Here is a 26,856-nt window from a genome sequence, read left to right on the forward strand (position 1 = left end):
AACACATCTTTTTTTCTAGTGGGCGCTACTCCCACAATACGCATTTTTATTTCAGAGGGTAGGAGGCAGAAAGCATAGCAGCATAGGTGCTTCCAGCAAGGTTGCCTTTCTTTGTAATTTTTAGAAGGGAAAGGGAGTAGCTAAGATTCGTTGTTCTCAATATCTAAAATTCGCTTTCCGATCCATTCACTAATGCTTGGGACGATGGCGTTACCAAGGAGTCTCCCTCGACGACCGTCCAACCTGGGGGAAACCCCATAAGCCTCTCCCACTCTGTCCAAGTCAAGTTTCTCGCCACACAGTATTGGTCGATCTGAATGACCTCCTTGATGTCCTCCAGTTTGGGCACGTAGCGTGGGGCAGATGCTTTGTGCCAAGGTATACCCGAAGCCTCCGCGACGTTGTACCACAAGCGGAGGGTTTCCGAGAGCGCTTTGACGAAAATTGGATCTAGCTTTCTTCCGGCTCGATTCTCTCGTCGAAGTATCCCAAGACAATTCGCTGCTGTTAGTAAAGAAGTGATAGGCACGTTCCGATCTAAAACTTGCGATAAAGAATACTCTGTCTCGGTTGTGGGGTAAGCCCGCATGCACAACGTTGCACGATACCCATCCCCCCAAATACCCATTCTCTTCCAACGTGTTGATAACTGTCTCAAGAGCGTTTCCTTGCTCTGCTGAGAGTAACCCAGGCACATTTTCCATGACCAGCCAAGTTGGTTGAACTTCTCTAACCAATGCCATAAACGTGAAGAAAAGACCACTTCGCTCGCCTGAGAGCCCTCTTCGGTCTGTGTTGGCAGTGCTGATGTCTTGGCATGGCCATCCCGCGCACCAAAGTTCAGAGGTAGGGATAGTTGTTGAATTGAGGGTCGTGATGTCGTCATGAAAAGGTACGTGTGGCCAGTGGCGCTTGAGTATTTGTTGACAGAAAGGATCTATTTCACACTGAAAAACAACACGCATTCCCGCTCTTTCAAATCCGAGATCGAAACCACCAATACCAGCAAAGAACGAGGAAACACGCATAGTTACAATGAATTTAGGCTTAACCGACAAGTATGGGAACCCATACCATCTGGAACCTTTCCAAAAAGCCAGCGAAATCGGCTCCATCTGAAAATCATCCCATACCACTTACCCCAAAGTACTGAGTGTATAATAGCAAACGAATAATCTCACAGAGCCAAATGAATATAGATTCAGTTACGGGGTACCGAGTTGTTCATCATTTAACTGAACATCAGATTTCACAACTGCTGGATTTGTACAAACAAGAATTTTGGAGTCAGAAACGCAAGCGAGATGATGTTGTTAAAATGCTTGCAGCAACAGATATTGCGATCGCTTTAGTTGATGATAGCGACCAATTAATTGGATTTACACGAGTTTTAACAGACTTCGTATACAGGGCAACTATTTATGATGTTATTGTTAAATCCACTCACCGAAATAAGGGGCTTGGTTCTCAATTGCTTGATAGTGTTGTTAACCATCCTAAGTTAGCCTCAGTCGAGCAAATTGCTCTTTACTGTCTGCCAGAGATGATTCCTTTCTATGAAAAGTGGAACTTTACGGCTAATACAAGTGGTATTCAATTGATGTATCGAGACCACAAACCGCAAGAGTAAAGCTTTCATCACTCACTATGTACGCGTGTAGCGAGCGGTATTACCTACCCAAGTCAGTACCAATGACTCACACTGAAACAAACAGAGTTAGCAGTTATGCTAACCTTAATTAACCTTTATGTTTTATGGACATTCTGCTCTCCGGCATCTCAAAGAAGTCGGGGAGCGATCCGCCCCCACCCTTAATGCAACAGACCAGTCAGCACATCACACAACCCCTTTCTTGGGGTTTTGGCATTTATGTAAATATCACTTATGTCTTCACTTCCTAAAATCGAAAGCATATACACAGATGGAGCTTGTACGGGAAATCCCGGCCCAGGAGGTTGGGGCGTAGTCGTTTATTTCAGTGATGGTTCCACTCACGAAATGGGTGACGCATACCCTCAAACCACAAACAACAGGATGGAAATGCAAGCAGCAATTGCCGCCCTTGAATTTCTGAAAGAATCAGGACAAATCCAGCCAATAACCCTTTATAGCGATAGCGAATATCTCATTAATAGCATTACCAAATGGGTAAAAGGCTGGAAAAACAAAGGCTGGAAGAAATCAGACGGCAAACCCGTTCTCAACCAAGACCTCTTAGAAACTCTAGATCGACTCAATAACTCTAAAGTAAAGTGGGAGTACGTCCGGGGTCATGCTGGTAATATTGGTAACGAACGCTGTGATGCGATCGCTCGTGCCTATGCAAACGGCAGAAGTCTGGCTTTAAAACAAAAAATCTTCAAACACGAACCAAAAGAGCAAAAAAATGAGGGGAATGCAACCAGAGCATCTGATTTTGAGTCAAACTCTACAATAATTAACGAAAAGAAACAAGAAATCAGTACTCTTGAAAACAATATAACCAATCCTATGGAACCACAAACCTCCCATGCTAGCTCTGTCTCTGAAGAAGTTCCACGAGAAATGAGGGTTACACAACTCCGTAACTTAGTAGAAACCCTCCGCATTGCAGACGAAATAGCAGACAAAGGCTATTTAATCACGAGTTCCGAACTTGCAGACCTAATGGATGTCCATGCAAGTGCAGTTACCAGTCGTGGCGACGAATGGCGATGGCGAAATTGGATTGTCTCGCGGGTAAGGCGTGAAGGCAATCAGATACTTTGGGAACTAGAACGCGGTGATAAAGTAGCGAGTGAGGAGGAAGGTGATTAGAGCGATCGGGACAAGGTAGAGGGGGGGAGACAAGGTAGCTTTTTCTACCATGTCCCCCTTTTCCCCCTGTCTCCCCAATCACTCATCCCCAGTCCCCATACCATACTTCCTTCCCCTCCATTCTCTAGGAGTACGAAATGCGGATAAAAAGATTCGCAGCACTGCTATGGGATCGGCAAAGGGAGAAAGCCAAAATAACCAACCGCCTTTTGCTTGTGCTCGATCGTAGGAAGGTGCGATCGCAAAAAGTAGTGCAAAGCGAATCACCAGTAGGAAGAGATTGAGTCCCAGGAGGAGGAAGGGGGGAGTGGGAGATAGGGGGATAGGGTAGAAAAAGACGAGATAACTGAGGATAACGATAAGGGGTAGAGCTTGGACTGAGGTAAGCAGCCATAAATCGCCCCAAAGTTGAGCGCGAGAGGAAGCATCTTTAAGATCGAGGCTTCGCCCCCACTCTTTCCACGTTTCTAGTGCTCCCTCATACATCCGAACCTTTAAAACCTTTGCCCCATCCAAAAAACCCACCTTGTATCCAGAGGCGGCTATATTTCTTGCTAGCGTCACATCATCGCAAAATGAATGACCTGCACTGGAATAGCCTCCAACAGCAACTAACACAGAGCGACGGCATAAAAAGCATTGCCCATTTGCCATCACTCGTTCTGGCTGTTCTGAGTTCACCCCAGCTGGATTAAACCTATAGAGCAGAGTCATCAAGAGGGCTGGTTGCAGCCAGCACTCCCCTGGGTACTTGAGAATAAACTGAGGCGATAGAGAAACCAAGTCATATCCTTGAGATTCTGCTGTCTTGACTAATCCAGCCACTAAACCAGGTGAGGGTTGAGTATCAGCATCCATACCTAGAAACCACTCACTTGCCTCTGAACTTTGCAAAAATCCATTGTGTAACGCCCAAGGACGCCCCACCCAGCCAGGAGGGAGGGGATCGTCTGTCATGAGGCGAAAGCGAGGGTCTTTTTGCCCAGCTGCTTTTACCAAGTCAGGAGTACCATCACTTGACCGGCTATCGACAACAATCGTTTCCCGCACTTCGTAACTTTGCCGACTTAAGCCTGTTAGTAAAGGACTAATACGACTGGCTTCGTTTAAGGTGGGAATCACGATGCTCACGCACCCCAAAATTTCCGGAGTTGGTTTTTGGGGTGAGATGGGGGGTTGACGGCTGGGACCTTTCAAAAGGCGCGACAGTAATATGGCTGTCGCTGGTAGTTGGATGACCAACAGAAGAAGTGAGATAGCATTTGCTATCGTCCAGGTATCAATCACAATTGGTAAAGTCTACTTGACAGCAACCTTAACATTTGCTATTGAAACTTCAGCAGAGGCTGTGGGAGATGTAACCTTGAGATTGTCGATCGCAGTTGCAGACAACCAAAGTGCAACAGCAGGAACAACCCCAAGTCCCAATCCCAAGGAAACTGGTATAAAATACCCAGCCCCCAAGCTGAGTCCGGCAGCAAAGATAAAGTTGCTCAAGTATACAATAATTGGCACGGTGAGTTGCGATCGCTCTAATTTAACGGGTGTGTTTCTCCACAACAGTGCTGCTACACTCATAAACAAGGCACTGGTGCCGAACCAACCAGCGTAGTTTTGATAAGGTGTGCCAAAGAACGCGCCTGGTTGTTCCCAATACCAGAAAGGAAAGGCTGTTTGACTCATAGCGGGTTCCAACGCAAAATCCCAACTCGTAAACAGTAAAGCCCCAAGAAGTACTGCGGCAATTTGACGACCTAAAGAGGGCTTTTCAGCCACTTTCAGCCCTGCACGAGCCAGAAGGTAGGCAGACAAACCTACGTAGAACCAAGATAAGGGAATTGTAAACGGCACAAGCCCCGCTATTTTATAACCCAATCCACTCAGATAACTGTAGTAGCCAAAAGGAAACCCCGTACTGGTTCCCAATAACTCACTCCCTACCGATATCAACAGAGCCGGAATCATAAATAACAGCCAATTGCGCCACCCCAAGACTCGCGAGGCAAAAATTGAGACAGCTATTGTCCCAAAAATGATGTCTACCACACCACCATCAGCCATACTTAACTGCATAGCTGTCTGTCCAACGCCCCCTCCCAAGTTCAGAATAACCTCGGCATGAGGTATAACCAATAGAATACCTATCAGCCCAAAAACCTTGGCTGAAATATGACCGATCAGGCATATACGCTCAGTGATAACCAATTGTCTCATGATAATTCCCTTACAAGACGTGATGTGCAGCTACGCATTCTGCTAATAGTTTACAAATGTTTAAGAAAATATTTAATACTTTATATAGCACTTCTGGCGAACCTTGTTTTGCTTTCTTTGAGAGAGCATAAATTCCTATTGATTTAATGAAGAATAAATTATGATGATAAGCTTATAGTTTAAAGTATTGAAGCTACATTCTATACAAGTTTATCAGCCTTTGGGAACAGCACGAGGCAGACTCTAGAGTGTAGAAGGGTAGAAAAAGTTTTCAGGTATGCCCTTATTGACCGAGGAGATGGGTTATTTTGAGAGAATTCCAGAGTTATTGCTCGCCCTGAAAATCTAACCCATGTCATTTTTGAGAAGACTTCCTTGGGTTTCCCTTTCTCTCCTGCTACTAACCTATGCCACCTATGGCTGGTTGATATCCAAAGCAAACCCACCCTTGCTTGTATGGCTCCTTGCTATTACGGCTGCTATCCTCCTTGTAGGAGGGTTAACAAGTCCTTTCAGTAAAGTTGCAGATTACACCTTTTTTCTATTCAAGTCAAATCTCAGGTCTTTTACCACGACTGTTTTGGCAGCTCTGTTGTTTTTTGCCATGCTTGCCTGGTTTCGAGTATTCTTAGATACTTTAGTTATTATTGCTGCTTCTATCTTGGCAAGAATAGACTTTCAAACATCTGCTTTTAATCAAGGACAGACCTTTTGGATTTTATCCACTTTATCTCTCATAGGTTTGGGGTTGGGTGCGATCGCTCAAAGATTATTTGTGTTGTCCGTACACTTACATTAGATATGCTGTGTGCAGAAAGCAGAGCCTCCCAGAAAGCACTCCCAGGCTCTGCCTGGGAATGCTGTGAAAACCAAAATGGGAAGACTCGCTGTTTGAAGCATCTCGATCGCAAGCAGCGAACAGCAGCTAAGCCCCGTTAAACATCATGCCAGCCCAACCAACTTTGCACTCAGTTCCCACAGACGTTGCGATTTCTCTTCATCGCTTGCTTCCGGAGAAACTTCTTGAACAAAAGACTTGCCATCTTTCTTTTGTCGATTTCCCCAACTCCAATAAGCACCAGATTGACTGTATGCAGGAGAGGTCACGACTTCTGCAACCCTCTTACCTGCTTCCTCTTCAGATACAAAACCCCCAGTAATATTCTTCTGAAAAACTGGGAAAAGTTTTTGAAATAAGGGATAGTGGTCCCGGAAAAGTGCCGATGTTGCAACGCACCCAGGATAGAGGGAACTGAAAGTGATGCCGTGTGACTTATGATATCGTTGGTGCAATTCTCTCATAGTCAGGATGTTACAAACCTTACTGTCTTTGTAAGCCTTGACAGAGTTAAACTTTTTACCATCAATCATTGAAATTGGCTCTTTAAATCCCTCTGCAAAACCCTTAAGATCGCCTAAGTCCGGACGTGGGGGAATCTTTCCTCCCAACTCTTTGGGATTGTGTGTTACAGTTCCCAAAATCACTAACCTTGGTTCCGAAGATGGAGAATTTTTTAAATCTTCTAAGAAGAGGTTACACAAGAGGAAATGGCCCAAGTGATTTGTAGCAACGCTCAATTCATATCCTTCTGGGCTTCGCTTCGGTTCCTTTAATAAAGGCATATAAATAGCCGCGTTGCATACCAACGCATCTAAAGACCTTCCGCTTGCCCTGAAGTTCTTCACAAATTGCCTAACACTTTCTAAGGATGCTAAGTCCAAGTGCAAAATTGTGTAGCTATCTTGAGACATACCCACAGATTGGGCAGCTTTTTGTGCCTTGGAGCAATCCCGGCAAGCCATCACCACATGCCATTGCCCGGATTGGGAAAGAACTTTTGCAGCTTGCAAACCGATTCCGGAGGAGGCACCCGTAATTATGACCGTTGACTTCCGATGTTGTTCCATTCTCTTCCGACTTCTTTAATCGATCGCCATGATTTTATACAAATTATGGTTAAGCGAATTGAGTAGCACTTACAGACGAATGTAATGATTCTTTACGTAATTTATCATTACATCCGATGATTACGCAGTTGCAGCTTCAACATCTTTATCCCAACAGCACATACAGATAGCTGCCAATGTGTAGAAATTTTACATCCCTACAAAACTTCAAAAAATGGACTACATCTTAACTCCCTCAATCACACTCACGTATGACCCTGTAGGAATAATTCCAGTCAATTGGAAGCCAGCAGCCTCAAGCAGTTCTCGATATTCTTTTTCCGTGCGTTCGCGACCGCCAAACACTGTCATTAACTCCAGGTCAAGAAACTTGCCAAAGAAAGGTTCATTGCCAGGTGGAATCACCATCTCTACGAGTAAAAGTTTTCCCTTCTCTTGCATAGCGCAGTGACAATTGTTGAGAATAGCAACTGCGCTTTCATCATCCCAATCGTGAACGATTCTCTTGAGAATATAGGCATCACCACCGCTTGGTACTAACTCAAAGAAATTTCCTTCAACAACGGAGCAACGATCTTTTATTTCCTCTATCTCAATAAAATTCTTGCTACTTGCAATAACCGACGGGAGATCGAAAAGAATACCTTCCATTGCTGGGTAAGCTTTTAAGATAGAGGCTATCAAAAGCCCCTGCCCGCCACCAATGTCAACCAGCTTGTGTATTTTGGAAAAGTCATAATTGGCAATGACTCCAGCAATTTCTGTTGTTGAAAAAGCAGTCATCGCCTCATCAAAAATTCTTGCTGTTTCTGCGTTCTGGGTATAGTATTGGAACAGTGACATTCCGTATAAATGCTCAAAAGCGCTCTTCTCAGTCTGCAAACTGTAAAGGATATCTCCCCAAGCCTGGTGGAATTCAGTGCTACCAAGCATCATTGCTAGACTACGCAATGAGCCTGGGCGATCGCTTATCAAACAAGTTGCCAGAGGAGTCAGGGTAAAATAACCCTGCTGTTCTTCAGCAAACACTCCCACACTCGCAAGAGCACGTAGGAGACGGTAAAGGGGTTTGGGTCTGACGAAAACAGCGTTTGCCAATTCCTCGCAACTCTTGGGACTCTCTTTTAAGAGATCGGCGATCCCTAACTTAGCTGCGGCGTAGATTGACCGAGCGAGCCAAGAGCCAGTAATCATTTGTAGCATTGCTGCTTGTGCGGGGGTGTTCTGTAAGGCTTGAGGTTTTTCTTGCTGAAGCATATGGGTTATCCTACCCTAAGAAAAAAGGCGTCACTCTGGGTTCAGTTAATTATTTCAATGCTTATATCTTTGCAACTGCTCTGCGAAAGCAGATGCAAGGTTTAAAGCCTACTAAGAAAAAAGGTATTTTTCTCGCTGTATTGTCCGCAAAATGGGACATACAGGGAAACCAGGGAAATCTCCTTATTAAGAGATCTCCGTTCCCTGTGAAGAATTAGGAATTATTTGGTTGTATTTGCCCAAAGATCTAGCAGAACTTTCTTTCTAAAGTTCGCTCGTAAATTTCTTCCATCATATTAAAAAACAAAGTAAAACATTCACGAACAATCTGCTTAGCTAGTTCATATTGTTCTGAAGTTAATTTCTGACTTTCAAACAATTTCTCATCTTCTACATGAAGATGACCGGGCTCATATCCCAAATGTATATGCCCAAAGTACTTACTCTCTCTTTCACCTATTTTACATTTGTGTGAAATTTGAAAAAAGGTATTGCCTAATTCTTCTATAATACGTATCAGACAATATCTAAGTGATGGCTCTGAGGCAAGATATGTTAATTTTGTAATTCCAAATGAAAGTATTCTGCTGTGTTTTATCTTTTCATCCCACAAAAACTCCAAACATTTCGTAAAGGTAAAATCATGAAACTTCTCTTCAAAAAGTTGCATATCTTGAAGAAATAAGCCATTATGGCACATATCCTCTTTGGTATGTTGATTAATCTTTTTCTTCAAGTCCGTGTCTGGATTCTCATACGGAATTATATAGGCACTCAAATCCGAAAAAGAATTGGCAAAATATGCAAAGTAGGGAGCAAAATTAAGCCGCTCTTCCACAGGTGTTGTTTCCTGCTGCATATATTGGACTAATCTGCTTTTTTCAAATTCCTCTTTCAGTTGGTATATGTATGGGATTACATCCGCAACCTGATAAACTTTTTCTTCTGTTAATAGCATGCTGACTTTTCCTGCAATTAGAGACTGCACAACCGATTGAAGAAAGCGTCCAGGGCAGAGGGGAAGAAACATAATTTCCTGTTTAAAAGCAAGTCCAATGTTCTTCCCTGAGGTCTCAGCCCTTACAAAAATTCAGAGAAGTACATGAAAGTTAATTTTCTTTATTAAAGACAAAATAGATTCTTTTCAAAACCAGAGAAATTCGGAAATTAAGAAAATTTTAAAACATAAAATATTAGTAAGTTTACTGAAATTGGCATATTTATCAATAGACTTACGGTCAGAACGTAATGCAGTATAAAACAGCGATCGATACTTACTACATTGCCTATCTCTAAAGGTTTAAATTAGGTCATAAATACACAATTTAAATTTAATTCCATCTATTAAAAGGTATAAATTGCTTTTGTCAAAAAGTCAATCTTAAATATCTGCTTTATACATTCTTATGAGTGACAGCACAGCCGTGCAAACAAACCTAATTCTGGCTGCAATTCCCTACAGATGCACTTGATTTGAGGAAATGCGACCCCATCTGTTTTAATTTTTGTTTGACTTGATGGCGTAAGTATTCATACTGCTCCTGACTGGTATCAGTAAATGCTTCTTCAGCATTCGACGGAATGTCCTCATAGTTGAGAGGCGTTTGGAATTGTTCGTCTGTCAAATCGTATCTTATACCTTGTATTTCATTGTAGAAATGCCATCGATCGCAGATCGATGTTTTCAGAATTCTTCCACCAAATATTTCTTGCACGACAAGCGCCGTTACACTACATTGTCCGCAACTCGGATTCTCAGAAGACCAAAGAGAACTTGATTTTTTTGACCAGCACTTTTTGAGTATTTCTCGGAAAGCTCGTTCATCCATAATTTTGTACCCCCTTTATAATCTAGTCCGCGCAGGCAGGCTTCGTTTGTATAGCCGCGATTTCAATCGGTTGGCATTCCAAAAAGCGGACGTCCTCGCCCGCCTCACCCCATGTGGTCTATTAATCTGAAAATGGCTGTAAATCAACACCCTAGGCGGAGCCTCTCAAAAGGCATTCCCAGGCTCCGCCTGGGAACGAGGTTACAGGTCACACGTCACGGGTTGCGGCTCAGTGTAGCCCAAACTTAGACGTTAAAACGGAATAACAGAACATCGCCTTCTTGAACGATGTACTCTTTTCCTTCACTGCGAACCAGACCCTTTTCCTTCGCACCATTCATTGAGCCAGATGCTACCAAATCTTTATAAGCAACTGTTTCCGCACGAATAAATCCGCGTTCAAAATCGCTGTGAATGACACCTGCTGCTTGCGGTGCTGACATCCCTGCTACGATCGTCCAAGCACGAGTTTCTTTTTCCCCAGTCGTAAAATATGTCCGCAAACCTAGCAGAGTATAAGTAGCGCGAATTAACGATTTTAACCCGCCTTCTTCTACTCCCAAAGACTCCAGGAATTCTGCTCTTTCTTCTTCTGGTAACTCAATCAATTCTGATTCCACTTGAGCCGAAACAACCACAACTTGGGCATTTTCTTTGGCTGCAAATTCCCGCACTCTTTCTACGAATTCATTTCCTGTAGAAAGGTCATCTTCTGAGACGTTGGCAGCATAAATAATAGGTTTTGCAGTGAGTAATTCCAGTGGTTTAACTATCTCAGCTTCTTCTTCAGTTAAACTTACCTGTCGCACTGATTTCCCTTCATCTAAAGCAACCGCTATTTTTTCGAGTAAAGCTAATTCAATCTGTCCTTCTTTGCTAGTCCGCGCTTGCTTGCGGGTGCGTTCTATCCGCCGTTTAACTTGCTCCAAGTCAGATAACCCAAGTTCCAGATTGATAATTTCAATGTCCCGCACGGGATCGACTGAACCAGCAACGTGGATAATGTCGTCATTTTCAAAACAACGTACCACATGAACGATCGCATCCACTTGTCGAATGTGAGACAAAAATTGGTTACCCAGCCCCTCACCCTGGCTAGCACCTTTAACCAAGCCGGCAATATCTACAAACTCTACACGCGCCGGAACGATTTGTTTTGAGGAGGAAATTTTTGCTAAAACATCTAACCGTTCATCTGGTACAGCAACAACGCCGACATTCGGTTCAATGGTACAGAAGGGAAAATTGGCTGCTTCTGCCTTAGCATTGGCAACCACGGCATTAAATAAAGTCGATTTTCCAACGTTAGGGAGTCCGACAATTCCGGCTCGTAGCATTTTGGATTTTGGATTTTAGATTTTGGATTCTAAATTATAGTAGCTCAGCTACTATACAGGACCGGGAACTGTTTGGGGAATTGGTCCGGGTACTGGCTGAGGAATGGGCGCTGGTACTGGTTCCGGTGCTGGTGCGGGTACTGGTTCCGGTGCTGGTGCGGGTACTGGTTCCGGTACCGGTCCCGGTATTGGCTGGGGTACTGGGTCGGGAGTTAGAGGGACGTTTGGTAATGGTCCGGGATCGGGGTAAATCATATTGTATCTACTGAGATGATTATTTCTTATTCCCAAGCTAGATAACATTAGATGCTAATGACATCTTCCTAAAAACATATCTGCCAGCGATGCTCGATCAAAATCAAACACCCCTGCTAGACACTTTAAAAGCTTGTGCAGAACGCCCTCATGCTCCCTTTTACACGCCAGGACACAAGCGAGGACAAGGAATTTCTCCATTGTTAACTGATGTTTTTGGTCAATCTGTCTTTCGTGCGGATTTGCCAGAACTTGCAGAACTCGATAATCTCTTTTCACCCAATGGCGTTATCCATCAGGCGCAACAATTAGCTGCAGATGCATTTGGTGCTTCACAAACTTGGTTTCTGGTGAATGGCTCTACTTGTGGTATCGAAGCAGCAATTCTGGCTACTTGTGAAGCCGATGACAAAATTATACTCCCTCGCAATGTTCATTCTTCTGCGATCGCAGGCTTAATTCTCTCTGGCGCAATCCCTATTTTCGTTTATCCAGAATACGACGCCGTTTTAGATCTTGCCCACGGCATCACACCCAACGCCGTACATGCTGCACTAAAAAAGCATCCAGATGCTAAGGCTGTGTTGATGGTATACCCTACATACTACGGTGTGTGTGGAGATGTCAGAGCGATCGCATCCCTTGCCCATCAACATAACATTCCCCTACTTGTAGATGAAGCACATGGCGCACACTTTGCCTTTCATCCCCAACTTCCCACTCCAGCCTTAGCTGCAGGTGCGGATTTAACAGTGCAATCCATACATAAAGTACTTGGTGCAATGACACAAGCATCCATGCTGCACATTCAAGGTAATAGGATAGATCCCGATCGAGTGAGCAAAGCGTTACAACTTGTGCAATCCACCAGCCCCAGTTATATATTGTTAGCTTCTCTAGATGCAGCACGCCAACAAATGGCACTGCATGGCAAAGAGTTAATGTCGCGTACATTAGAACTAGCAGAAAATGCCAGAAACCGTATCAGTCAAATTCCCGGATTTTCAGTTTTAGAAATTTCTCCCAACCCTGCTTTTCAAGGAGCGATCGCCTTAGATAAAACACGTTTAACTGTCACCATTTCTGGTTTAGGTGTAACTGGCTTTGAAGCAGAAGAAATTCTCAATGACAAATTAGGCGTGACTGCTGAATTGGCATCCCTACAACATCTTACATTTATTATTAGTTTGGGAAACACCCAAGAAGATATAGAGAAATTAGTGCAAGCTTTCACAATCCTTTCTACAAAGATAAACAGTAGAGTTTGGCAAATAGGGAGTGATATTGATAGTTTCTCTATGCGCTCGGAATTAACATCCTTAAATAATTCTCTGTGTCTTTCACCTCGTAAAGCGTTCTTTGCTGCAACAGAAACTTTACCGTTAAAAGAAACCACAGAAAGAATTTGTGCCGAAATTGTTTGTCCTTACCCTCCAGGAATTCCTGTTTTGATGCCAGGAGAAGTCATTACCAAAACAGCTTTAGATTATCTCCAATACATCCAAAGAACAGGCGGTTTTATTAGTGGATGTGCAGATAGCAGTTTAAACACATTGAAGGTAGTTAAAAGTCATTGACTAACTCCCTGGCGTAAACTTATGTCTTATTAAATTATAAATAACAACAATAACAACAGCGTAGCGGATATGAAGTTTTATGCCTCTTACCCCTTCTGATTAGAGAATAAATTATTAAATTTTATGAATTTATCTTACTGTTATACCCTCATCTCGCCTTGTTACACCCTAAGAAAGAAGGCTGGAGATCTCTTTTGCGACTCAAGATATACATAAAATATTCCTATAGATTTTTGTCATGATTTGCCAACTTAGCAGAAAAACTGTTACAATAAATACAGAAATAAATCGTTCATCTTTATAAGAGGCTCGAAAATAGATTTTTCAGCGCAATCTCTTGTAGAGACGGAAGTAGGGAAACATCCCCAAGGAACGCGCCTCATTCTATTTAACGACTCAAACAACTCATTTCGATTCAGAGGCGAGACAAATGAAACTCACATATCGTGGTACTCATTATGAACACAATCCCCTAAATCCCGAAGTTACTGCAGGCGAGACTCGAGGGAAGTATCGGGGTAAAGCTTGGACGCGCCATTACCCAAGACACATTCCTCAGACTCAACCCATAGCTGAGTTGAAGTATCGTGGTGTAAATTACACTATCGGCGATCCATTAGACGTAGAATTAATGATGCTGTCCAAGCAGCGCTGTAAAGAAGCCAGTGTGGTAGAAACTGGCAGCGTCAAAAAATGTGCAAATGAGATAGCCAAAGCGCATCTCACCAGTATCCGTCGTAATTTAGAACATCGCCTGCAAGTTGCTCGAGAACAGGGAGATGAAAATCTCATTCGCTTGCTAGAGGATGAAGCAAAGCAAATAGCTTAAGAGGCTAATGGCTAATAGTTAATAGCTAATGGTAATTGACAATTAGCCATTAGCTATTAGCTATTAGCTCTTCCTATTTATCCAAATCCCCCTGATACCAGCTGTTTTAGCCCCGTGGTAGTCTTCTGCAACGCTATCACCAATGTGCCATGCGGCTTCAGGTGGACAGTTGTGTTTTTCTAGAGCAGTCGCAAAAATTTTAGGGTCTGGTTTAGCAGCGCCAGCTTGGGTAGAAATGGTGATCGAGCCAAAAAACTCTCTGAGTTCCAAATCCTGTAACACTGAATAAATTCGAGAATCAAAATTAGACAGTATACCTAGTTCTATTCCCAGTCGTCGCCAGTTTACTAAAGCAGGCAGAACGTCAGGATAAACAATCCACGGTTCTGCTGTTCCAAAGTGGATGTAAACTTCGCTAAAAAAAGTAGAAAAGTCGGTAAATTTTTCTAAAACACCTGCTTTTTCAAAGGTGTTTCGGGCGATATAATACCACCACTCAAACTCGTATTGAGGAATATCTTGTGGTTCTGCATCTGGAAAGATAGGCGGTGGGGAAGTTTTAAAGCTTTGGATAAATGCTTTGTTCAAAATTTCAGACAGTACTTCCACACCAAACTCTTGTGCTATTTGACTGTAAACCTCGCCCACGCTCCCTTTAACCCCAAAGAGAGTGCCAACAGCATCTAAAAAGATAACTTTCGGTCTTTCCATCATAAAGCAATTAGCAATTAGCTTTTTAGCAATTAGCAATCAGCACTAACTGCTTTTTATTAGTGTTTCTATAATAGGACGGGCGAGCCAATTAAAACCAACTTTAAATTTTTGGTCTAAGGTTGGCAGTCGATAAAGATAAGCAAGACGTCGAGCAACGTATGCTAGCGGACCGTTTAATTTTACTCCTAACCCAGTGAGCGTTGCATTATCTAGACCTAACGTCATCATCTCACCCAAGTATTGGTAGCGGAAGGGTAGCAAAGGACGATGGGTTAAAGTTGCCCAGATATTCCAAGCAGCGTAATCAGCTTGTTGGAAAGCAGCTTGGGCTGTTGCAGGAACTTGCTGACTGTCTGCATCACGGCAATCTACTAAATCTCCTAGGGCAAAAATTTCAGCACGATCTTCAACTTGAAGAGTTGGTGTTACACTGATTTGACCTCGTTGGTTTTGTTTGATGGGTAAATTTCTCACTACAGGTGAGACTCTCGTTCCCACTGTCCAAATAACCAAGTCTACAGGAATGGTGTCAATCTGATTTTTGTACTCTAGGGAGATGCTGTCCGATCCGATGGATTCTACTTTGGTTTCTAAATCAAGAAATACACCCCGTTCTTCTAGAGCTTTGGTTGCTGCTTGTCTGTTGAATTCTGGGGAAGTTCTCAAAATTTGATCGCTGAGTTCAATCAGTCGAAATCTTCCTTTTTCCCCAAGCCTATCTGCTAGTTTGCAAGCTAGCTCTACTCCGCTATATCCACCACCAACAATTGCTACTCTGATTTTGTCTGCTTCTGATTCTTCTAGCACTCGCAGCCGTTCTTCTAAGCGATAAACGTCTGTAATACTCCGGAATGGATAAGCGTATGATGTTGCTCCCGGTACTATATCTAAGGGTGTTTCGCCACCTAACGCCAATAACAATCGGTCATAAGACAATTCCGGTCCATCATGTAGGTGTATGCGTCGTTGGTCTATATCAATTTCGGACACCATGCTTTGACAAAAGCGTACACCTGTGCCTTGTAAAAGTTCTTCAAATGGTGGGGCAATTTCCCAAGTTTGCAATTCTCCAGTTAATAATTCGTAAAGAAGGGGAGAAAAGAGGAAGCGATCGCTTTTATCTACCAGAACAATTTCCGGCTTTTGTGAATTTTCCCAAGGCAATTCACTCAGGCGCAATGCAGTGTAGAGACCACCAAAGCCTCCTCCAAGGATACAAATTCTAGCAGGTTGTTGAGTCATTGATTTTCCGGACGTGAATCCCAGCAGGGCTACTTACTCCAGTGTACTGATTTCCCGCCTTCAGTTGCCATCAACCAAGAGTCCCAATTTGTGCTGTCAGTTTTGCGTGCGTAGAGTAGTACACGCCGCAAAGAGCAAACTTATGAAGCTTAGCAATCACTGCAAAACCTCTTTGCCAATCCCCAGTTCCGTTTTACTGCGCTTCAACTGTTCCCAAAGTGATTGAATCTGGTTGTAAGCCTCCAAAGGAGAAAGTTTTCCAGATGTTTCTAAACTGGTAATAATGCTAACTTTGTGTGTAAATTCTTGAAGGTTAGCGTTAAATACTATGTTTTCCGGCTTTGTTTGACCGTAATAGCGCCCGCAAGGGTAGAGAAAACTGCTTTTATTTATTGACTTGGATGCTTCCATTTTATTAACCTTTTCTTAAATAAATTAATCTTACCTTAACTTTCTGTCCAACCTAAAATCTTTACTACACCTTATCCATAAATTTACCGGAGTCGTTGAGTTCGTCCGAAATGTCATGATTACTTGACTAAATTGCGATCGCAACAAGCCTTGAATCAATAGATTAAATTTATGGATGAGAGAGTCACGTAGAAATTGTTTTTGCTGATGCATCATACGTGGCTTAAACCAGTCAAAATTATACAAAAGTTAATTAAAAAGGTTCGTGAGTAAATATGGGTCAGAAAAACAAAAAGGTACTTACACAATCTGGCGTACTTCCATATCGGATAGACAACGGAAAACTTGAAGTCTTATTAGTTACAACTTCTAACCGCAAAAATTGGTTAATTCCCAAAGGGGGAATTTGCAAGGGGATGAGTCCACCCATATCTGCAGCAAAAGAAGCATGGGAAGAAGCTGGAGTTGTAGGACAAGTCAATACTAATGTATTGGGAAGCTACAGATATCGCAAACGAGGCAAGAATCACAAAGTCAAACTTTATACACTATTTGTTGAGCAAGTCAGCGATAATTATCCGGAAGTGACTCAAAGAAAACGACAATGGTTGGATGCTCGTGAAGCAGTTCGCGTGATTAAAAGAAATTCACTCAAGCGAATACTGAAGCAGTTTCTGAAAACTCAACCATATTATTGCGATTTTCGATAGCTACACGACTTTACAGTATTAAACATCAGGTTTCTTTGTAGAGACTTGCTATTCATAGCGTCTCTACAAAGCCATGGGGTAACATAATTGCGATCGCAACTTTATAAAAACCCGACTTTCTGGTAAAAACCTGTGGCTCAGTCAAAAGATTATAAGAAAAATAGATGAAAACCCCTTACAGTCTGAGTGACTCCCTTATTTCCAGAGATTTCTATTAGCGACCTTTAAGAAACAGGGGCAACAACAGGCACATCTGATTCCTGACCAATGCTACTCATGTTGCTAGCATTAACCTTACCAGTGGTGAGGAAGCGGAAAGTTTCTTGGTAAAGGCTTTGCCAAAAGCGATTGCTCATATTTTGGCTGACTTCTGTTGGGTCAACCATTGGATGCGGTACAAGATCGGTTGTAGGATAGGTGTACAAGCAATGCCCTTTTCGCTCACCACCAATCTTGTTAAAAAAGTCTTTGTTAGTTTGGACATCGGCAGCATCCTCATTTTCAGTTAGCACGAGAAATGTAGGAACATTTTGTAAACTAGCTAGATTCTTGGCATTGCGGACAAATCCACCAAAGCGATCGCAAGCAGTAAATACCCCAACAGGAAATTGTAGATTTGGGTCCCAACCTGTCTCGCGAATATCAAGTGGTCCAGTTAACAGAACATACTGCCGTCGCTCTTCGCTATAAATTTTCAATAGTGGTGCATAAGCTACAACTTTTTTAACCCGGTCCGGTCTGTCCGCCGCCAGCGCTAGCGCCACGGCTCCTCCTACTGATAGCCCAAGAGTATAAATTGGTCCCGGCATGGTATCTAGTTCGGCTAGTCTGGCACGAGCTTCGATGAGATAATTCATATGGGACGAGATAAAATACTTGTCAAAATCTGGATCGTCCTGCTTCTGGAGCGCCTTAATTATATCGAGTAGACGTGGCTCGATTTTGAAAATACGAGCAACCAAGGCAGCAGTGATGAACAAATTGGGACGCTTAAAGTTACTCGTGTCTGCTGTTGCTAAATTGGACAAGAAGTTTTGCATAACCCAGTCTTGCTGAACCTTTTGACGCAAGGGATTAGCAATTTCTGGCTTCAAATCGATTTGAGGCCAGTATTTGTCTGGTGGAAGCAAGACATGACCTGCAATCGAGGGCTGATAGAAATTAAACCCATTAGAAAATAAGTAATCAGCCAATCGCCACATTTGGTGAGGACTAGCACTTAAGCCGTGGAACAGCAGCACCGTTCCACGAATAGGTTTTCCTGGATCGTGAAAACGATAGTAGGGGTAAGCACCAGATCGATGATTTGGGTTGGTATCAATGCTGCGAATATATGTATTAATGGCTTCCTGAGTCTTAGCGATCTGCTCGGCGCTGGGAATGACGCTTGTACTTAGAGTTGCAGTCATAAGCAAAGAAAACGTCAGCAATTGTTAAAGGTTAACTGTACGAATATACGCGAAGAGAATGTAATGGTAAAGACTGCCTTTATTCAGTGTTACATTTATCAAACTTCTTAAAGAATCTCAGCAAAAAATTGATTTTGCGCCACTCCCCCAACTAGAAGTTGGGGAATTCTGCTTTCACCCTCACGTGAACCATGACCAGTTTAGCTACAGCCCTTGGTTAGGTGTTTCTCAATGTCTTTGAATGAAGATGACTCCAATCAGCAATAATACTGTTCCCAAGACGCGAGACGTGTTGAGGGAAATCTGAGGAACACCAAATGCGCCTGTAGAATCCAAGATGAGTGCCGCAACCATCTGTCCGGCAATCACGAGAGAAAAAACTACTGCGGTACCTAATTTTGGGATTGCAATCAGAGACGCCACAAGGTAGTAAGCGGCAAAAATGCCACCAAACCAGGCCCATTTTGGAAGAGAATTAAACGCAGGGATGGAGCCCCGGTCAGTCGTTCCACTGGCCCACAACAGAGCGAGTGAAACGAGAGTTACGAATACTGAGATCATCGTCGTGAGAACCGGAGAGCCTGTTGAAGTTCGCAAACGAGCATTCCAAGCCATCTGAAGTGTAAGACCCGCTCCACCAAGTGCGACTAGAAGAAAGAGGACGAGTTTTGTAACCATGATGTACAGTTGTGGATTACAGGATGAAATTACCAGATTAAAAGTAGTTTGGGAGATGCACGCCAAGAAACAGATAATACCTGGCTTCTTTGTGTCCAAATTTCTTTTTCCAAAACTGTCCAAAAACTTGTTCTCATAACCTACTACGGATCGCTATGCTAAACAACTCGATCCTGCGACCTACTGGAACGAGTATGGCGCAACTATCAACGACATTCCCGCTACCTATGACTTTAAACCGTTTTTCTTATAAAAAAGTGGCAGTAGATTAAGCGCGATCGTGCAACCGTTAAAGATATTCTTGCTAGGGAAAAAACACGGTATCATCGCATGATTGATTAACTTCCCACTATTTCCACAACAGCAGCAATGCCAAAGTGGTCAGAGGGATATAAGGTACGGCTTGATGGTGCAGGTTTATCAAGAATAATATATGCATCTTGCACGCGGATGTGCTGGTTAACAAAAATGTAATCTAGTGTGCCGCGCCAAGGACGTAAGGTACGGTTAGATCTCCAATCTCTTATCAGTAGACGCAGTGCTTTTTTCCATGTACGGCGAGCAAGAGGTGTCGGACAAGTGTACTCTGGCTCATGACTGTGATGTGCAGCATAAGCTGAGGAGAATCGCGATCGCATGAGAGCGATGGCACTTGTTTCCGGTGTACCGTTGAAATCACCGACAGCTACAATTGGCATCTCTTGTGGCAGATGACTTAACCAGTCAAGCAGCAACTGTACCTGACGATCGCGTTCTGGATGCGAACCAGGATACCAGTAATAGTGTCCGTTGCAGAACACCAACGGTTGACCGTCTATAACAACCTGAACGTACTGGGCAAAACGTCCTTGACTTTGTAAATCGAGTACTTCTTGTAAAACAAATGGATGGCGACTCAGAATTGCTATTGTGTGAGTCTTTTGTTGTAAACCTAATGTTGGCTCTTGCACTAACTGCACGTAAGGCATACCGAGCCGCTCTGCAAGCTCCAACGCTGTATTTTCTGGCAGCTTAACCTCTTGTAAAGCAATCAGGTCAGCTTGCTCTGCTGCTAGTCCATCGACTAATAGAGACCGTCGCTGCTCCCACTCTTCTAAATCGAACAGGATATTAATTGTGGCTAATTTAACCATACTCAGAATTTTTAAAAAAGAAGTGACTAATTGATTGGGTTACACTCAAGGGCTAATGAGATACTTAATTAAAATTATTACTGAATCTGGCAAAGTACGGTAGATTCAACAGTCAGCAGTACTATTGTCTTTGACAGAGCTTGATTGAGAGTACAGAAGTGAGATGAAATTTGATGAGCGATAGTCAAACTTAATTTGTGTTGGCTTTCTATATCAGAGGTCAGATAAAAATTTATATATTGTGAATAATAAAAGGATTGTCTTCATGAAAAATAAATATTTCAGCAAAAAGAATCAGTACTTATAACTAACTTGTTCTCTATGTATTTTTTTGGATAAGGTCGAAAAAAACACTAGCCAATTGTGAAATTTGGTGCAATTCTAAAAATATAGCGCTTACAAAAATCTGTTGCCAGATCCAGTCAGTAAATCTACAGAAAATTTTGATTTTATTGGCGATCGCTATCTCCCATAGCCCTATTGCACTTCCTCTCTAGCCAGTTTGGGTAGCGGGGAGTTTTTAAGTTTTTGACTGAAAAAAGTGCCATTCTCTATCTGAATGGCACTTTCCGCATCATAACTGAGCTAAAAATTTGTCCAATGCTGAGGAGGTTAATGTTTTAGATAAAAATATCTAACAGAGCTAAAGCAATCCTATTTAGAATCCGAACGCGTAAGCTTTTTCTCTGTCACTAATGGTTGCTTTATTTACGCTGAACTGTACTAGAATAAGATTGTATAGGGGTAATAATCATACTCTTCTGGTAAAGAAGTTTAGTTTGCGCTCTACTTAACTCTATTTACCAAGAGTGAATAAAAGTTAATTTAGAGAATTAATAATTTTTTATTGCAGTTATTTTTAAACATCTCCACAATATTTTGTAGCGATTAGTTGATTATTTCTATATACCAAAACCCTACCATAACCTGAATCTTTAACGGCTACATATTGATAGTTTCTATTTCTAAATCTGTAAACTGTCTCTCCATTTCGATTATATCTAACTGTACCATTATCAATTATAAGATCCGGGCGTTGTAATGTCGTGGGTATATTATATGCGGAATAACGAAGTGTTCCGGTGTTGAGTCGAGAAACTTCAACAACTACACCTTCAGCGCTACAGCTAAATATTCCTCTAGCGGCAAGAGCAGGCTTCGCTATTCCCAGTGTTGCTGTTAATATGGAAGCAGTTCCAGAAGCTATAGCTAAAATTCCCAAAAGAGATTTCGTCCCTTTGCAATCTACGTTTTTCATAATTGGTTTGTTTAAGTTTGTATAGCTTTATCTACAAACTGAAATTGTCCTTTTTCGGAAGATTTTGTCCAAGATCTGCTCTCTCAGCAAACACAGCCAAACATAACTCGATTTGGCTATGGTTATCAAAACAAGATTGGATAGAATCGACTCAATTTATACTAAAAATATTGAAGAATATACAGCCGATAACATTTTTAGAAAATTTTTCATTTTCATTCAAGCTTCCTTAAGGATGGAAGCTTATGTAAGTTGTCCAAAATTTGAAAGTGTTATAGGATGCTAAATAAAACACGTGTAAAAATGGATACAAAGTAAAATTTTGTGTGCGATTCGTTTGCTTAAAATACGTATAAATACTCAGGTCTGAGTGGTAGGGAAGATGCCATTGTTCAAATTAACTCAGATGCTGCAAGAAATCCTAAATGAATTCCAACTTCAATCAGGGCTTCACGACTCAATATTTGCTATAACCATTAAGAAGTGTTAAGTTTAGCAGTCATATTATGATACAAAACTACCACGTTCGAGAACAAGAAACCATTGTGCAAGATCTAAATGGCTACAATCCTAATGTGTTTCCTGCTTTCCACCAAACGGTTCAAAGTCATTTCCCAGGAACTTTGCCATTAGAAAGCTATATGAGCAAGACCTATGAGTGTTTGAATTCCCATGGCTTTATTGATGAAAACACAATGGGTATGGTAGCTATATGTCGTGATGAGATTACAGATCCACTCTTTGATGCCGTCATTAGATATTGGGGGAAAACATTCAACTGTTGCAGCTTAGCAGGGTTCATCACGATGGGCAAAACGGGTTTGGCAGCAGCAATGGACCATACTCCCATCTTTGACGGTCTGCGTCGTTTCACTTTTTATGCCATGCCTCATATTGCGATTTCGCGGTATGGTGAGATTGGGAAAGTCTACCGCCAAGGTCTCGACAAACCTTCTCATGCTTGCGGTGCATTGGAAGCGATTGTCAAAGAACTGGAATTAGGATGTCTCCATCTAGAAACTGATATGCAAGACATTGAGCAAAGCATTGTTCGTCAGAAAATTATTTCTACCCTCCAATATGGAGATAAACCCGATTTAGTTGAGATCACAAAGTTAGCTGGCCAGATTATTTCTAAAGATATAGAAAAGCTTTTGAAGACTTTAAACTCTTCTATATTCCATTATGCTGTCATGACAGGTATTCAAATCCACGGACCTTTAGAGACACAATGGGTCTACCCTCAAAATTTTTACGTTGTTGGATCTGATGGAAAAAAAGTGATTGATTTGAAGCAAAAGTGACTCAAAATAATATCAAGAGTTAGACGCAGTCAAAGTTATATGTTGGGATTTAATTGAGAAGTGAGGGAGCCTTCGCTCCCCACCAACTTAACCTCAAGCATTCAATCCAGTGCTATCAATTTCTTGAAGCGATCGCAAGCGGCGAATTTCTGGAAACAATAAAGCAATCATCAGCACAACTAACAGTGTTCCAAGACCACCACTGACTACAGAAAAAATAGGTCCGAAAAAAGCTGCAACAAATCCGGATTCAAAAGCTCCTAATTCGTTAGATATACTAATGAATACACCGTTTACTGCAGAGACTCTTCCCCGCAGTCGATCCGGTGTACCTATTTGTACTAAAGTATGACGGATGACTACGCTGATATTATCCAAAGCTCCACTCAATGCAAGCATTAACATCGAGAGCCAAAACGATTGCGACAGCCCAAAAACAACAGTCACAACACCAAATCCCGCAACTGACCATAACAGTGCTTTGCCTGCTTTTTTCATAGGTGGTAAGTGAGCTAGAGACAGCGCCATTGTCAAAGCTCCAAAAGCGGGTGCAGCACGCAGCCATCCCAAACCGGAAGGACCAACTTGCAGGATGTCCTTAGCATAAATTGGTAGTAAAGCAACTGCTCCACCAAATAAGACTGCAAACAAGTCCAAAGTAATGGCAGCAAATATAATTTTTTGCTTCCAGACAAAATTGAGCCCTGCTGATAGACTTTTAACACTTAGAGGTTCGATCGCACGTACTGCTTGTACCTCGCTAATTTTTGCAATTAAGCCAAAGCAAATTAAAATCAGCACGGCATCTATAACATAAACTGATGTAGCACTTGTTGTGAGTGCGATCGCCCATCCTCCCAAAGCCGGACCGAGTACTGCAGCTAGCTGAAACCCACTGCTATTCCATGTTGCTGCATTACCAAACACTTCTAACGGTATGAGTTGAGGTAGAAGAGCTGAAGATGCTGGGTTATTGAAGGCTTTAGCAACACCACCTAAAAGCAAACAAACATAAATAAGAGGTATTGAACCTCGCGCATAAGATAAAACTGCTAAACCAAGGGAGCATAATGCCAGCATTAAAGTGGTCAACAAGACAGTGCGCTTGCGATCCCACCTATCTGCAATATGACCTGCAGGTAAAGTCAGTAAGATAACAGGTATAACCTGTACTAAACCAACTCCACCTAAAATCAATGCCGAACCCGTTCGTTCGTAAAGTTCCCAACCAATAGCAACGCTTTGCATTTGGTTGCCTAAAAGTAAGAGGTTGTGACCGAGTGCATAAAAACAGTAATCGCGGTAGCGCCATGCTGCATAGGGATCGTGTTGTTGAGATGATTCAGTAGCCTGCTTTTTTGTCCACCACATTTCGTAGGGATCTCCCTGTACGGTAACGTTCTAAATTATCTAAAAAAAGAGCTAGAGTGCGTTCTTTGACTCTTGGAGAGTGACCGGTGCAGTGTGGTGTTAGAAAGACGTTGGGAAGCGACCACAAAGGGCTTTCGGGTGGTAAGGGTTCGGTCAATACTGTGTCTAATCCAGCACCTGCAATCCAACCTTCTTGGAGAGCTTTGATCAATGCAGGTTCATCTACAACTCCACCGCGAGCTATATTAATCAAGTAGGTGTCAGGACGCATGGCTTGCAGTGCTGCTTCATCTATCAAACCCCTAGTTTCCGGGGTCAGCGGTGTTGCAACAACGACATAGTCTGATTCAGAGAGAAGAGAACGCCATTCATCTGCACCCACAATTTTATCGAAATTTGGTAATGCTTGGGGATCGCGGCGACTTCCCAATATTCTCATACCAAAGGCTTTAGCACGAGCAGCAATCTCTTGTCCAATACCACCAGCACCAATAATTAATAGAGTTGAATCTAATAATTCTCGGATGGGAAAACCTCTTTTCCAGAGATGTTGGTCTTGTAAATCGTATAATTCTCGCAGATGCTTGGCATGAGCTAGCATAAAAGCGATCGCAAATTCAGCTATGGGGATCGAATGAACTCCCGCCCCATTGGTGAGAGTAATATCGCGTTTTAAGTACTGTTCCAAGTTCGTTGGTGTGAGAATGCGATCGACGCCAGCATTAGGTGCATGATGCCACCGTAGTTTTGGTGCTGCTTCTAGTACTGTATTTAAGATTGTCGGTTTTAGCAAAAACCAACTGAAATAAACTTCAGCATCTGTCGCATCGCCATCAATATTGCCATCACTATCTAGACGTACAACATTGACGTCTGAAGGTAGTTGTGGTTTGAGGTCTTCTACAATGTCTGTAGGTAATATAAGTTTCATTGTTTAGTTATAAATGACAGATAAATTTAGAGAAGCCTCTCCTTTATTAAGTTACGGTGTACACACAAGTCTGTAATAGCGAACTTTACTCCACCCTAACCCTCCTCTTTATAAAGAAGGAACTGAAAATTCGCTTCCCTCTATCGGGGAGATTAAGGGAGGTAAATCTCACTTCTACGCACAAGTTAGCTAAATCGGAGAGGTTGAGGTAGGTTAAAACGTCGGAGATGAAAAACAAGTATAATTTTTTACTATTGTTTTTGATTGTGAATCCACTCACTGAGTGGAAAATCCGCTCTGGCAAGTTTTTGTGAAACTAAAAACTTCTTTGTACTTTCTAACAGTTGCAGCCCCCTTGCTGGTAGTGGTTCTTCAGGAAATTGTGATAAAGGAAAAGAAGCTTTCACAATATCGACTGGGTATCCAGACGCTTGAGCGTGAAATTGGTAATACTCTTGTGGACGAGCTTTGATTTCTTTGAGTGATGTTTGTCTAATTCGATTCCATGTTTTGGGAAAATCGGGATACTTAGTCAGAAAAGTTTCGGTTGCTACAGCCACGCTTGTGCCAGGTAAATCTGGATGTTTGACGGCTTCATCCAGAACTGGATATCCTTTAGCACGTAAAAGGGGACCTGTTCCGGTTGCTGCTGCGATCGCAGCTACATTGCCTCTTTCTAATGCTGCTTGTGCTTCAGGAGGTAATAAGTGAACAACAGTGACTTGTTGGGCAATACCGGACTTTTGTAACAATCCTATCAAATAGCGGTGCATATAGGACCCTTTTGATGTAGCTACTTTTTGCCCTTTCAACTCTGCTAATGAACGAGGCCCATTTTTTTTAGCCACTAACCAAGCATTTGTACCTACCTGTTCTTGACCGATCAATTTTGTTGGTACCCCATTAGAGCGAGCTACAATAGCTGGTGTATCACCATAAATCCCAACGTCTACTTGACCTGCTACTAAGGCTTCATTGAGGTTTGGTCCGTTAGGAAAACTAAGCAATCGCAACTCTGTAATACCCAACTTCTGCAACTCTGGCTTGAGGCGACCTTTATGAAGCGCCCATCCCGCAGGTCCTATTGGGCTTTTACCACCGCCGCTACTAATATAACCAAGACGTAGGGTAGCACCATTGCTTGATGCAGGTTGAGATAAAGTTGGACTCGAACCGTGAAACACTCCCAAAAACAATGGCACAAGTGTAACTAGGGCTGTGAATTTAGCTGGTCTGCTTGCTTTTGGCAGAACTTTTGAACTTGGTAGAATCTGCATGAGGTAGGAATCGCGAACAGAGTGACACTTCCTTTTCATAGTCAGATATTGATATGTGTGATGTGCTTAAAAACTTGTTGTGTTACTTCATATGCTTCAACAACTCGTAAGTTGAGTCTTGTTTTGCCCCGCTTTCACGCCCGCGTCCCCAGCCAATGTCTCGGCGGTAACTTCCCAAAAACCCTTTTTCAGCCAAAACTTGTTCATTGACTGACTCAAGTGGCTCAACTTGGGGTGCGACATAAAGAGCGTCTGTGGGACAATACAACTCACACATGAAACAGGTTTGACAGTCGCTTTGTCTGGCAATAGTTGGCGGTGCATCTGGTACCATATCGAATACGTTTGTTGGACAAACGTTTACGCACACATTACACTCAATGCACTTTGACTCACTGACTAACTCTATCATGCT

General features: G+C 42.5%; 27 protein-coding genes and 1 riboswitch. Of the genes, 7 read left to right on the forward strand and 20 right to left on the reverse strand.

Going from position 1 to position 26,856, the window contains the following annotated elements; translation table 11 throughout:
* Nucleotides 1-140 precede the first annotated feature (140 nt).
* Nucleotides 141-1,028, reverse strand: coding sequence for a DNA cytosine methyltransferase (locus tag HC643_RS33725; RefSeq protein ID WP_050046889.1), 888 nt, complete (start codon nt 1,026-1,028; stop codon nt 141-143).
* 161 nt (nt 1,029-1,189) lie between these two features.
* Between HC643_RS33725 and HC643_RS33730 the strand changes: the two genes are divergently transcribed.
* The gene (locus HC643_RS33730; RefSeq protein ID WP_038072122.1) at nt 1,190-1,630 is read left to right on the forward strand and encodes a GNAT family N-acetyltransferase; all 441 of its coding nucleotides are present in this window, start codon (nt 1,190-1,192) and stop codon (nt 1,628-1,630) included.
* A 255-nt stretch (nt 1,631-1,885) separates the two neighbouring features.
* Nucleotides 1,886-2,797 (forward strand): ribonuclease HI, encoded by a 912-nt coding sequence (gene rnhA / locus HC643_RS33735; protein WP_038072119.1) that lies wholly within the window; start codon nt 1,886-1,888, stop codon nt 2,795-2,797.
* A 78-nt stretch (nt 2,798-2,875) separates the two neighbouring features.
* Here rnhA and cruG read toward each other — a convergent pair whose 3' ends face one another.
* Nucleotides 2,876-4,084 (reverse strand): 2'-O-glycosyltransferase CruG, encoded by a 1,209-nt coding sequence (gene cruG, locus HC643_RS33740; protein ID WP_038072116.1) that lies wholly within the window; start codon nt 4,082-4,084, stop codon nt 2,876-2,878.
* Between the two features lie 12 nt (nt 4,085-4,096).
* Complete coding sequence (cruF, locus tag HC643_RS33745; protein ID WP_038072113.1) at nt 4,097-5,011, reverse strand: gamma-carotene 1'-hydroxylase CruF; 915 nt, start codon at nt 5,009-5,011, stop codon at nt 4,097-4,099.
* Between the two features lie 352 nt (nt 5,012-5,363).
* Here cruF and HC643_RS33750 point away from each other — a divergent pair, with 352 nt between their 5' ends.
* The gene (locus HC643_RS33750; RefSeq protein ID WP_038072110.1) at nt 5,364-5,810 is read left to right on the forward strand and encodes a hypothetical protein; all 447 of its coding nucleotides are present in this window, start codon (nt 5,364-5,366) and stop codon (nt 5,808-5,810) included.
* A 143-nt stretch (nt 5,811-5,953) separates the two neighbouring features.
* On the opposite strand, the gene HC643_RS33755 is transcribed toward HC643_RS33750, so the two are convergent.
* From HC643_RS33755 to HC643_RS33780, 6 genes are all read right to left on the reverse strand, one after another.
* Entirely contained in the window at nt 5,954-6,919 is a 966-nt protein-coding gene (locus tag HC643_RS33755) for a protochlorophyllide reductase (RefSeq protein WP_038072107.1), read from the reverse strand.
* Between the two features lie 219 nt (nt 6,920-7,138).
* Nucleotides 7,139-8,176 carry a methyltransferase gene (locus HC643_RS33760; RefSeq protein WP_038082361.1) on the reverse strand — a complete coding sequence of 346 codons (1,038 nt, stop codon included), beginning with the start codon at nt 8,174-8,176 and terminating at the stop codon, nt 7,139-7,141.
* A 247-nt stretch (nt 8,177-8,423) separates the two neighbouring features.
* Nucleotides 8,424-9,134: a hypothetical protein gene (locus HC643_RS33765; protein WP_167844804.1), complete on the reverse strand. Its 711-nt coding sequence runs from the start codon at nt 9,132-9,134 to the stop codon at nt 8,424-8,426.
* A gap of 478 nt (nt 9,135-9,612) precedes the next feature.
* Nucleotides 9,613-10,005, reverse strand: a complete 393-nt coding sequence (locus tag HC643_RS33770) for a YunG family protein (protein WP_167844805.1) — start codon at nt 10,003-10,005, stop codon at nt 9,613-9,615.
* A gap of 245 nt (nt 10,006-10,250) precedes the next feature.
* Nucleotides 10,251-11,342 (reverse strand): redox-regulated ATPase YchF, encoded by a 1,092-nt coding sequence (ychF, locus tag HC643_RS33775; RefSeq protein WP_038082358.1) that lies wholly within the window; start codon nt 11,340-11,342, stop codon nt 10,251-10,253.
* 51 nt (nt 11,343-11,393) lie between these two features.
* Nucleotides 11,394-11,597 carry a hypothetical protein gene (locus HC643_RS33780; protein ID WP_050046560.1) on the reverse strand — a complete coding sequence of 68 codons (204 nt, stop codon included), beginning with the start codon at nt 11,595-11,597 and terminating at the stop codon, nt 11,394-11,396.
* Nucleotides 11,598-11,686: 89 nt separating this feature from the next.
* Between HC643_RS33780 and HC643_RS33785 the strand changes: the two genes are divergently transcribed.
* Both HC643_RS33785 and pirA read left to right on the forward strand, forming a co-directional pair.
* Complete coding sequence (locus HC643_RS33785) at nt 11,687-13,174, forward strand: aminotransferase class I/II-fold pyridoxal phosphate-dependent enzyme (protein ID WP_082051862.1); 1,488 nt, start codon at nt 11,687-11,689, stop codon at nt 13,172-13,174.
* A gap of 287 nt (nt 13,175-13,461) precedes the next feature.
* Nucleotides 13,462-13,553: riboswitch (Glutamine riboswitch) on the forward strand.
* A gap of 51 nt (nt 13,554-13,604) precedes the next feature.
* Nucleotides 13,605-14,003 (forward strand): arginine synthesis PII-interacting regulator PirA, encoded by a 399-nt coding sequence (gene pirA, locus HC643_RS33790; RefSeq protein ID WP_038082352.1) that lies wholly within the window; start codon nt 13,605-13,607, stop codon nt 14,001-14,003.
* A gap of 63 nt (nt 14,004-14,066) precedes the next feature.
* Here the strand turns inward: pirA and HC643_RS33795 are convergent, their stop codons facing one another.
* The 3 genes from HC643_RS33795 to HC643_RS33805 form a co-directional block, all read right to left on the reverse strand.
* Nucleotides 14,067-14,714 (reverse strand): HAD-IA family hydrolase, encoded by a 648-nt coding sequence (locus HC643_RS33795; RefSeq protein ID WP_038082368.1) that lies wholly within the window; start codon nt 14,712-14,714, stop codon nt 14,067-14,069.
* A gap of 45 nt (nt 14,715-14,759) precedes the next feature.
* Nucleotides 14,760-15,959 (reverse strand): NAD(P)/FAD-dependent oxidoreductase, encoded by a 1,200-nt coding sequence (locus tag HC643_RS33800; protein WP_038082351.1) that lies wholly within the window; start codon nt 15,957-15,959, stop codon nt 14,760-14,762.
* Between the two features lie 156 nt (nt 15,960-16,115).
* The gene (locus tag HC643_RS33805) at nt 16,116-16,370 is read right to left on the reverse strand and encodes a DUF7219 family protein (protein WP_038082350.1); all 255 of its coding nucleotides are present in this window, start codon (nt 16,368-16,370) and stop codon (nt 16,116-16,118) included.
* Nucleotides 16,371-16,645: 275 nt separating this feature from the next.
* On the opposite strand from HC643_RS33805, the gene HC643_RS33810 reads away from it, so the two are divergent.
* On the forward strand, nt 16,646-17,080 hold the full coding sequence (locus HC643_RS33810; protein WP_038082349.1) for an NUDIX hydrolase: 435 nt from the start codon (nt 16,646-16,648) through the stop codon (nt 17,078-17,080).
* A 224-nt stretch (nt 17,081-17,304) separates the two neighbouring features.
* On the opposite strand, the gene HC643_RS33815 is transcribed toward HC643_RS33810, so the two are convergent.
* From HC643_RS33815 to HC643_RS33830, 4 genes are all read right to left on the reverse strand, one after another.
* The gene (locus HC643_RS33815; RefSeq protein ID WP_038082348.1) at nt 17,305-18,489 is read right to left on the reverse strand and encodes an alpha/beta hydrolase-fold protein; all 1,185 of its coding nucleotides are present in this window, start codon (nt 18,487-18,489) and stop codon (nt 17,305-17,307) included.
* Nucleotides 18,490-18,717: 228 nt separating this feature from the next.
* The gene (locus HC643_RS33820; RefSeq protein WP_038082346.1) at nt 18,718-19,167 is read right to left on the reverse strand and encodes a DMT family transporter; all 450 of its coding nucleotides are present in this window, start codon (nt 19,165-19,167) and stop codon (nt 18,718-18,720) included.
* Between the two features lie 338 nt (nt 19,168-19,505).
* A complete protein-coding gene (locus tag HC643_RS33825) occupies nt 19,506-20,300 on the reverse strand; it encodes an endonuclease/exonuclease/phosphatase family protein (RefSeq protein WP_038082344.1) in 795 nt (264 codons plus the stop codon).
* Between the two features lie 859 nt (nt 20,301-21,159).
* Nucleotides 21,160-21,558, reverse strand: a complete 399-nt coding sequence (locus tag HC643_RS33830) for a hypothetical protein (protein WP_038082343.1) — start codon at nt 21,556-21,558, stop codon at nt 21,160-21,162.
* Between the two features lie 506 nt (nt 21,559-22,064).
* On the opposite strand from HC643_RS33830, the gene HC643_RS33835 reads away from it, so the two are divergent.
* Nucleotides 22,065-22,862, forward strand: a complete 798-nt coding sequence (locus HC643_RS33835) for a hypothetical protein (RefSeq protein ID WP_038082342.1) — start codon at nt 22,065-22,067, stop codon at nt 22,860-22,862.
* Nucleotides 22,863-22,955: 93 nt separating this feature from the next.
* On the opposite strand, the gene HC643_RS33840 is transcribed toward HC643_RS33835, so the two are convergent.
* The 4 genes from HC643_RS33840 to HC643_RS33855 all read right to left on the reverse strand — a co-directional run bounded on the left by HC643_RS33840 (nt 22,956) and on the right by HC643_RS33855 (nt 26,853).
* Complete coding sequence (locus tag HC643_RS33840; RefSeq protein WP_038082341.1) at nt 22,956-24,233, reverse strand: MFS transporter; 1,278 nt, start codon at nt 24,231-24,233, stop codon at nt 22,956-22,958.
* Nucleotides 24,205-25,164, reverse strand: a complete 960-nt coding sequence (locus tag HC643_RS33845) for a D-2-hydroxyacid dehydrogenase (RefSeq protein ID WP_038082340.1) — start codon at nt 25,162-25,164, stop codon at nt 24,205-24,207. Before HC643_RS33845 ends, HC643_RS33840 begins: the two co-directional genes overlap by 29 nt.
* A 251-nt stretch (nt 25,165-25,415) precedes the next feature.
* Complete coding sequence (locus HC643_RS33850) at nt 25,416-26,480, reverse strand: ABC transporter substrate-binding protein (protein WP_237266006.1); 1,065 nt, start codon at nt 26,478-26,480, stop codon at nt 25,416-25,418.
* 43 nt (nt 26,481-26,523) lie between these two features.
* Nucleotides 26,524-26,853, reverse strand: coding sequence for a 4Fe-4S binding protein (locus HC643_RS33855; RefSeq protein ID WP_038082337.1), 330 nt, complete (start codon nt 26,851-26,853; stop codon nt 26,524-26,526).
* Nucleotides 26,854-26,856: the final 3 nt, after the last annotated feature.

It is taken from the genome of Tolypothrix bouteillei VB521301, from assembly GCF_000760695.4.
In the GTDB taxonomy this organism is placed as follows: domain Bacteria; phylum Cyanobacteriota; class Cyanobacteriia; order Cyanobacteriales; family Nostocaceae; genus Scytonema; species Scytonema bouteillei_A.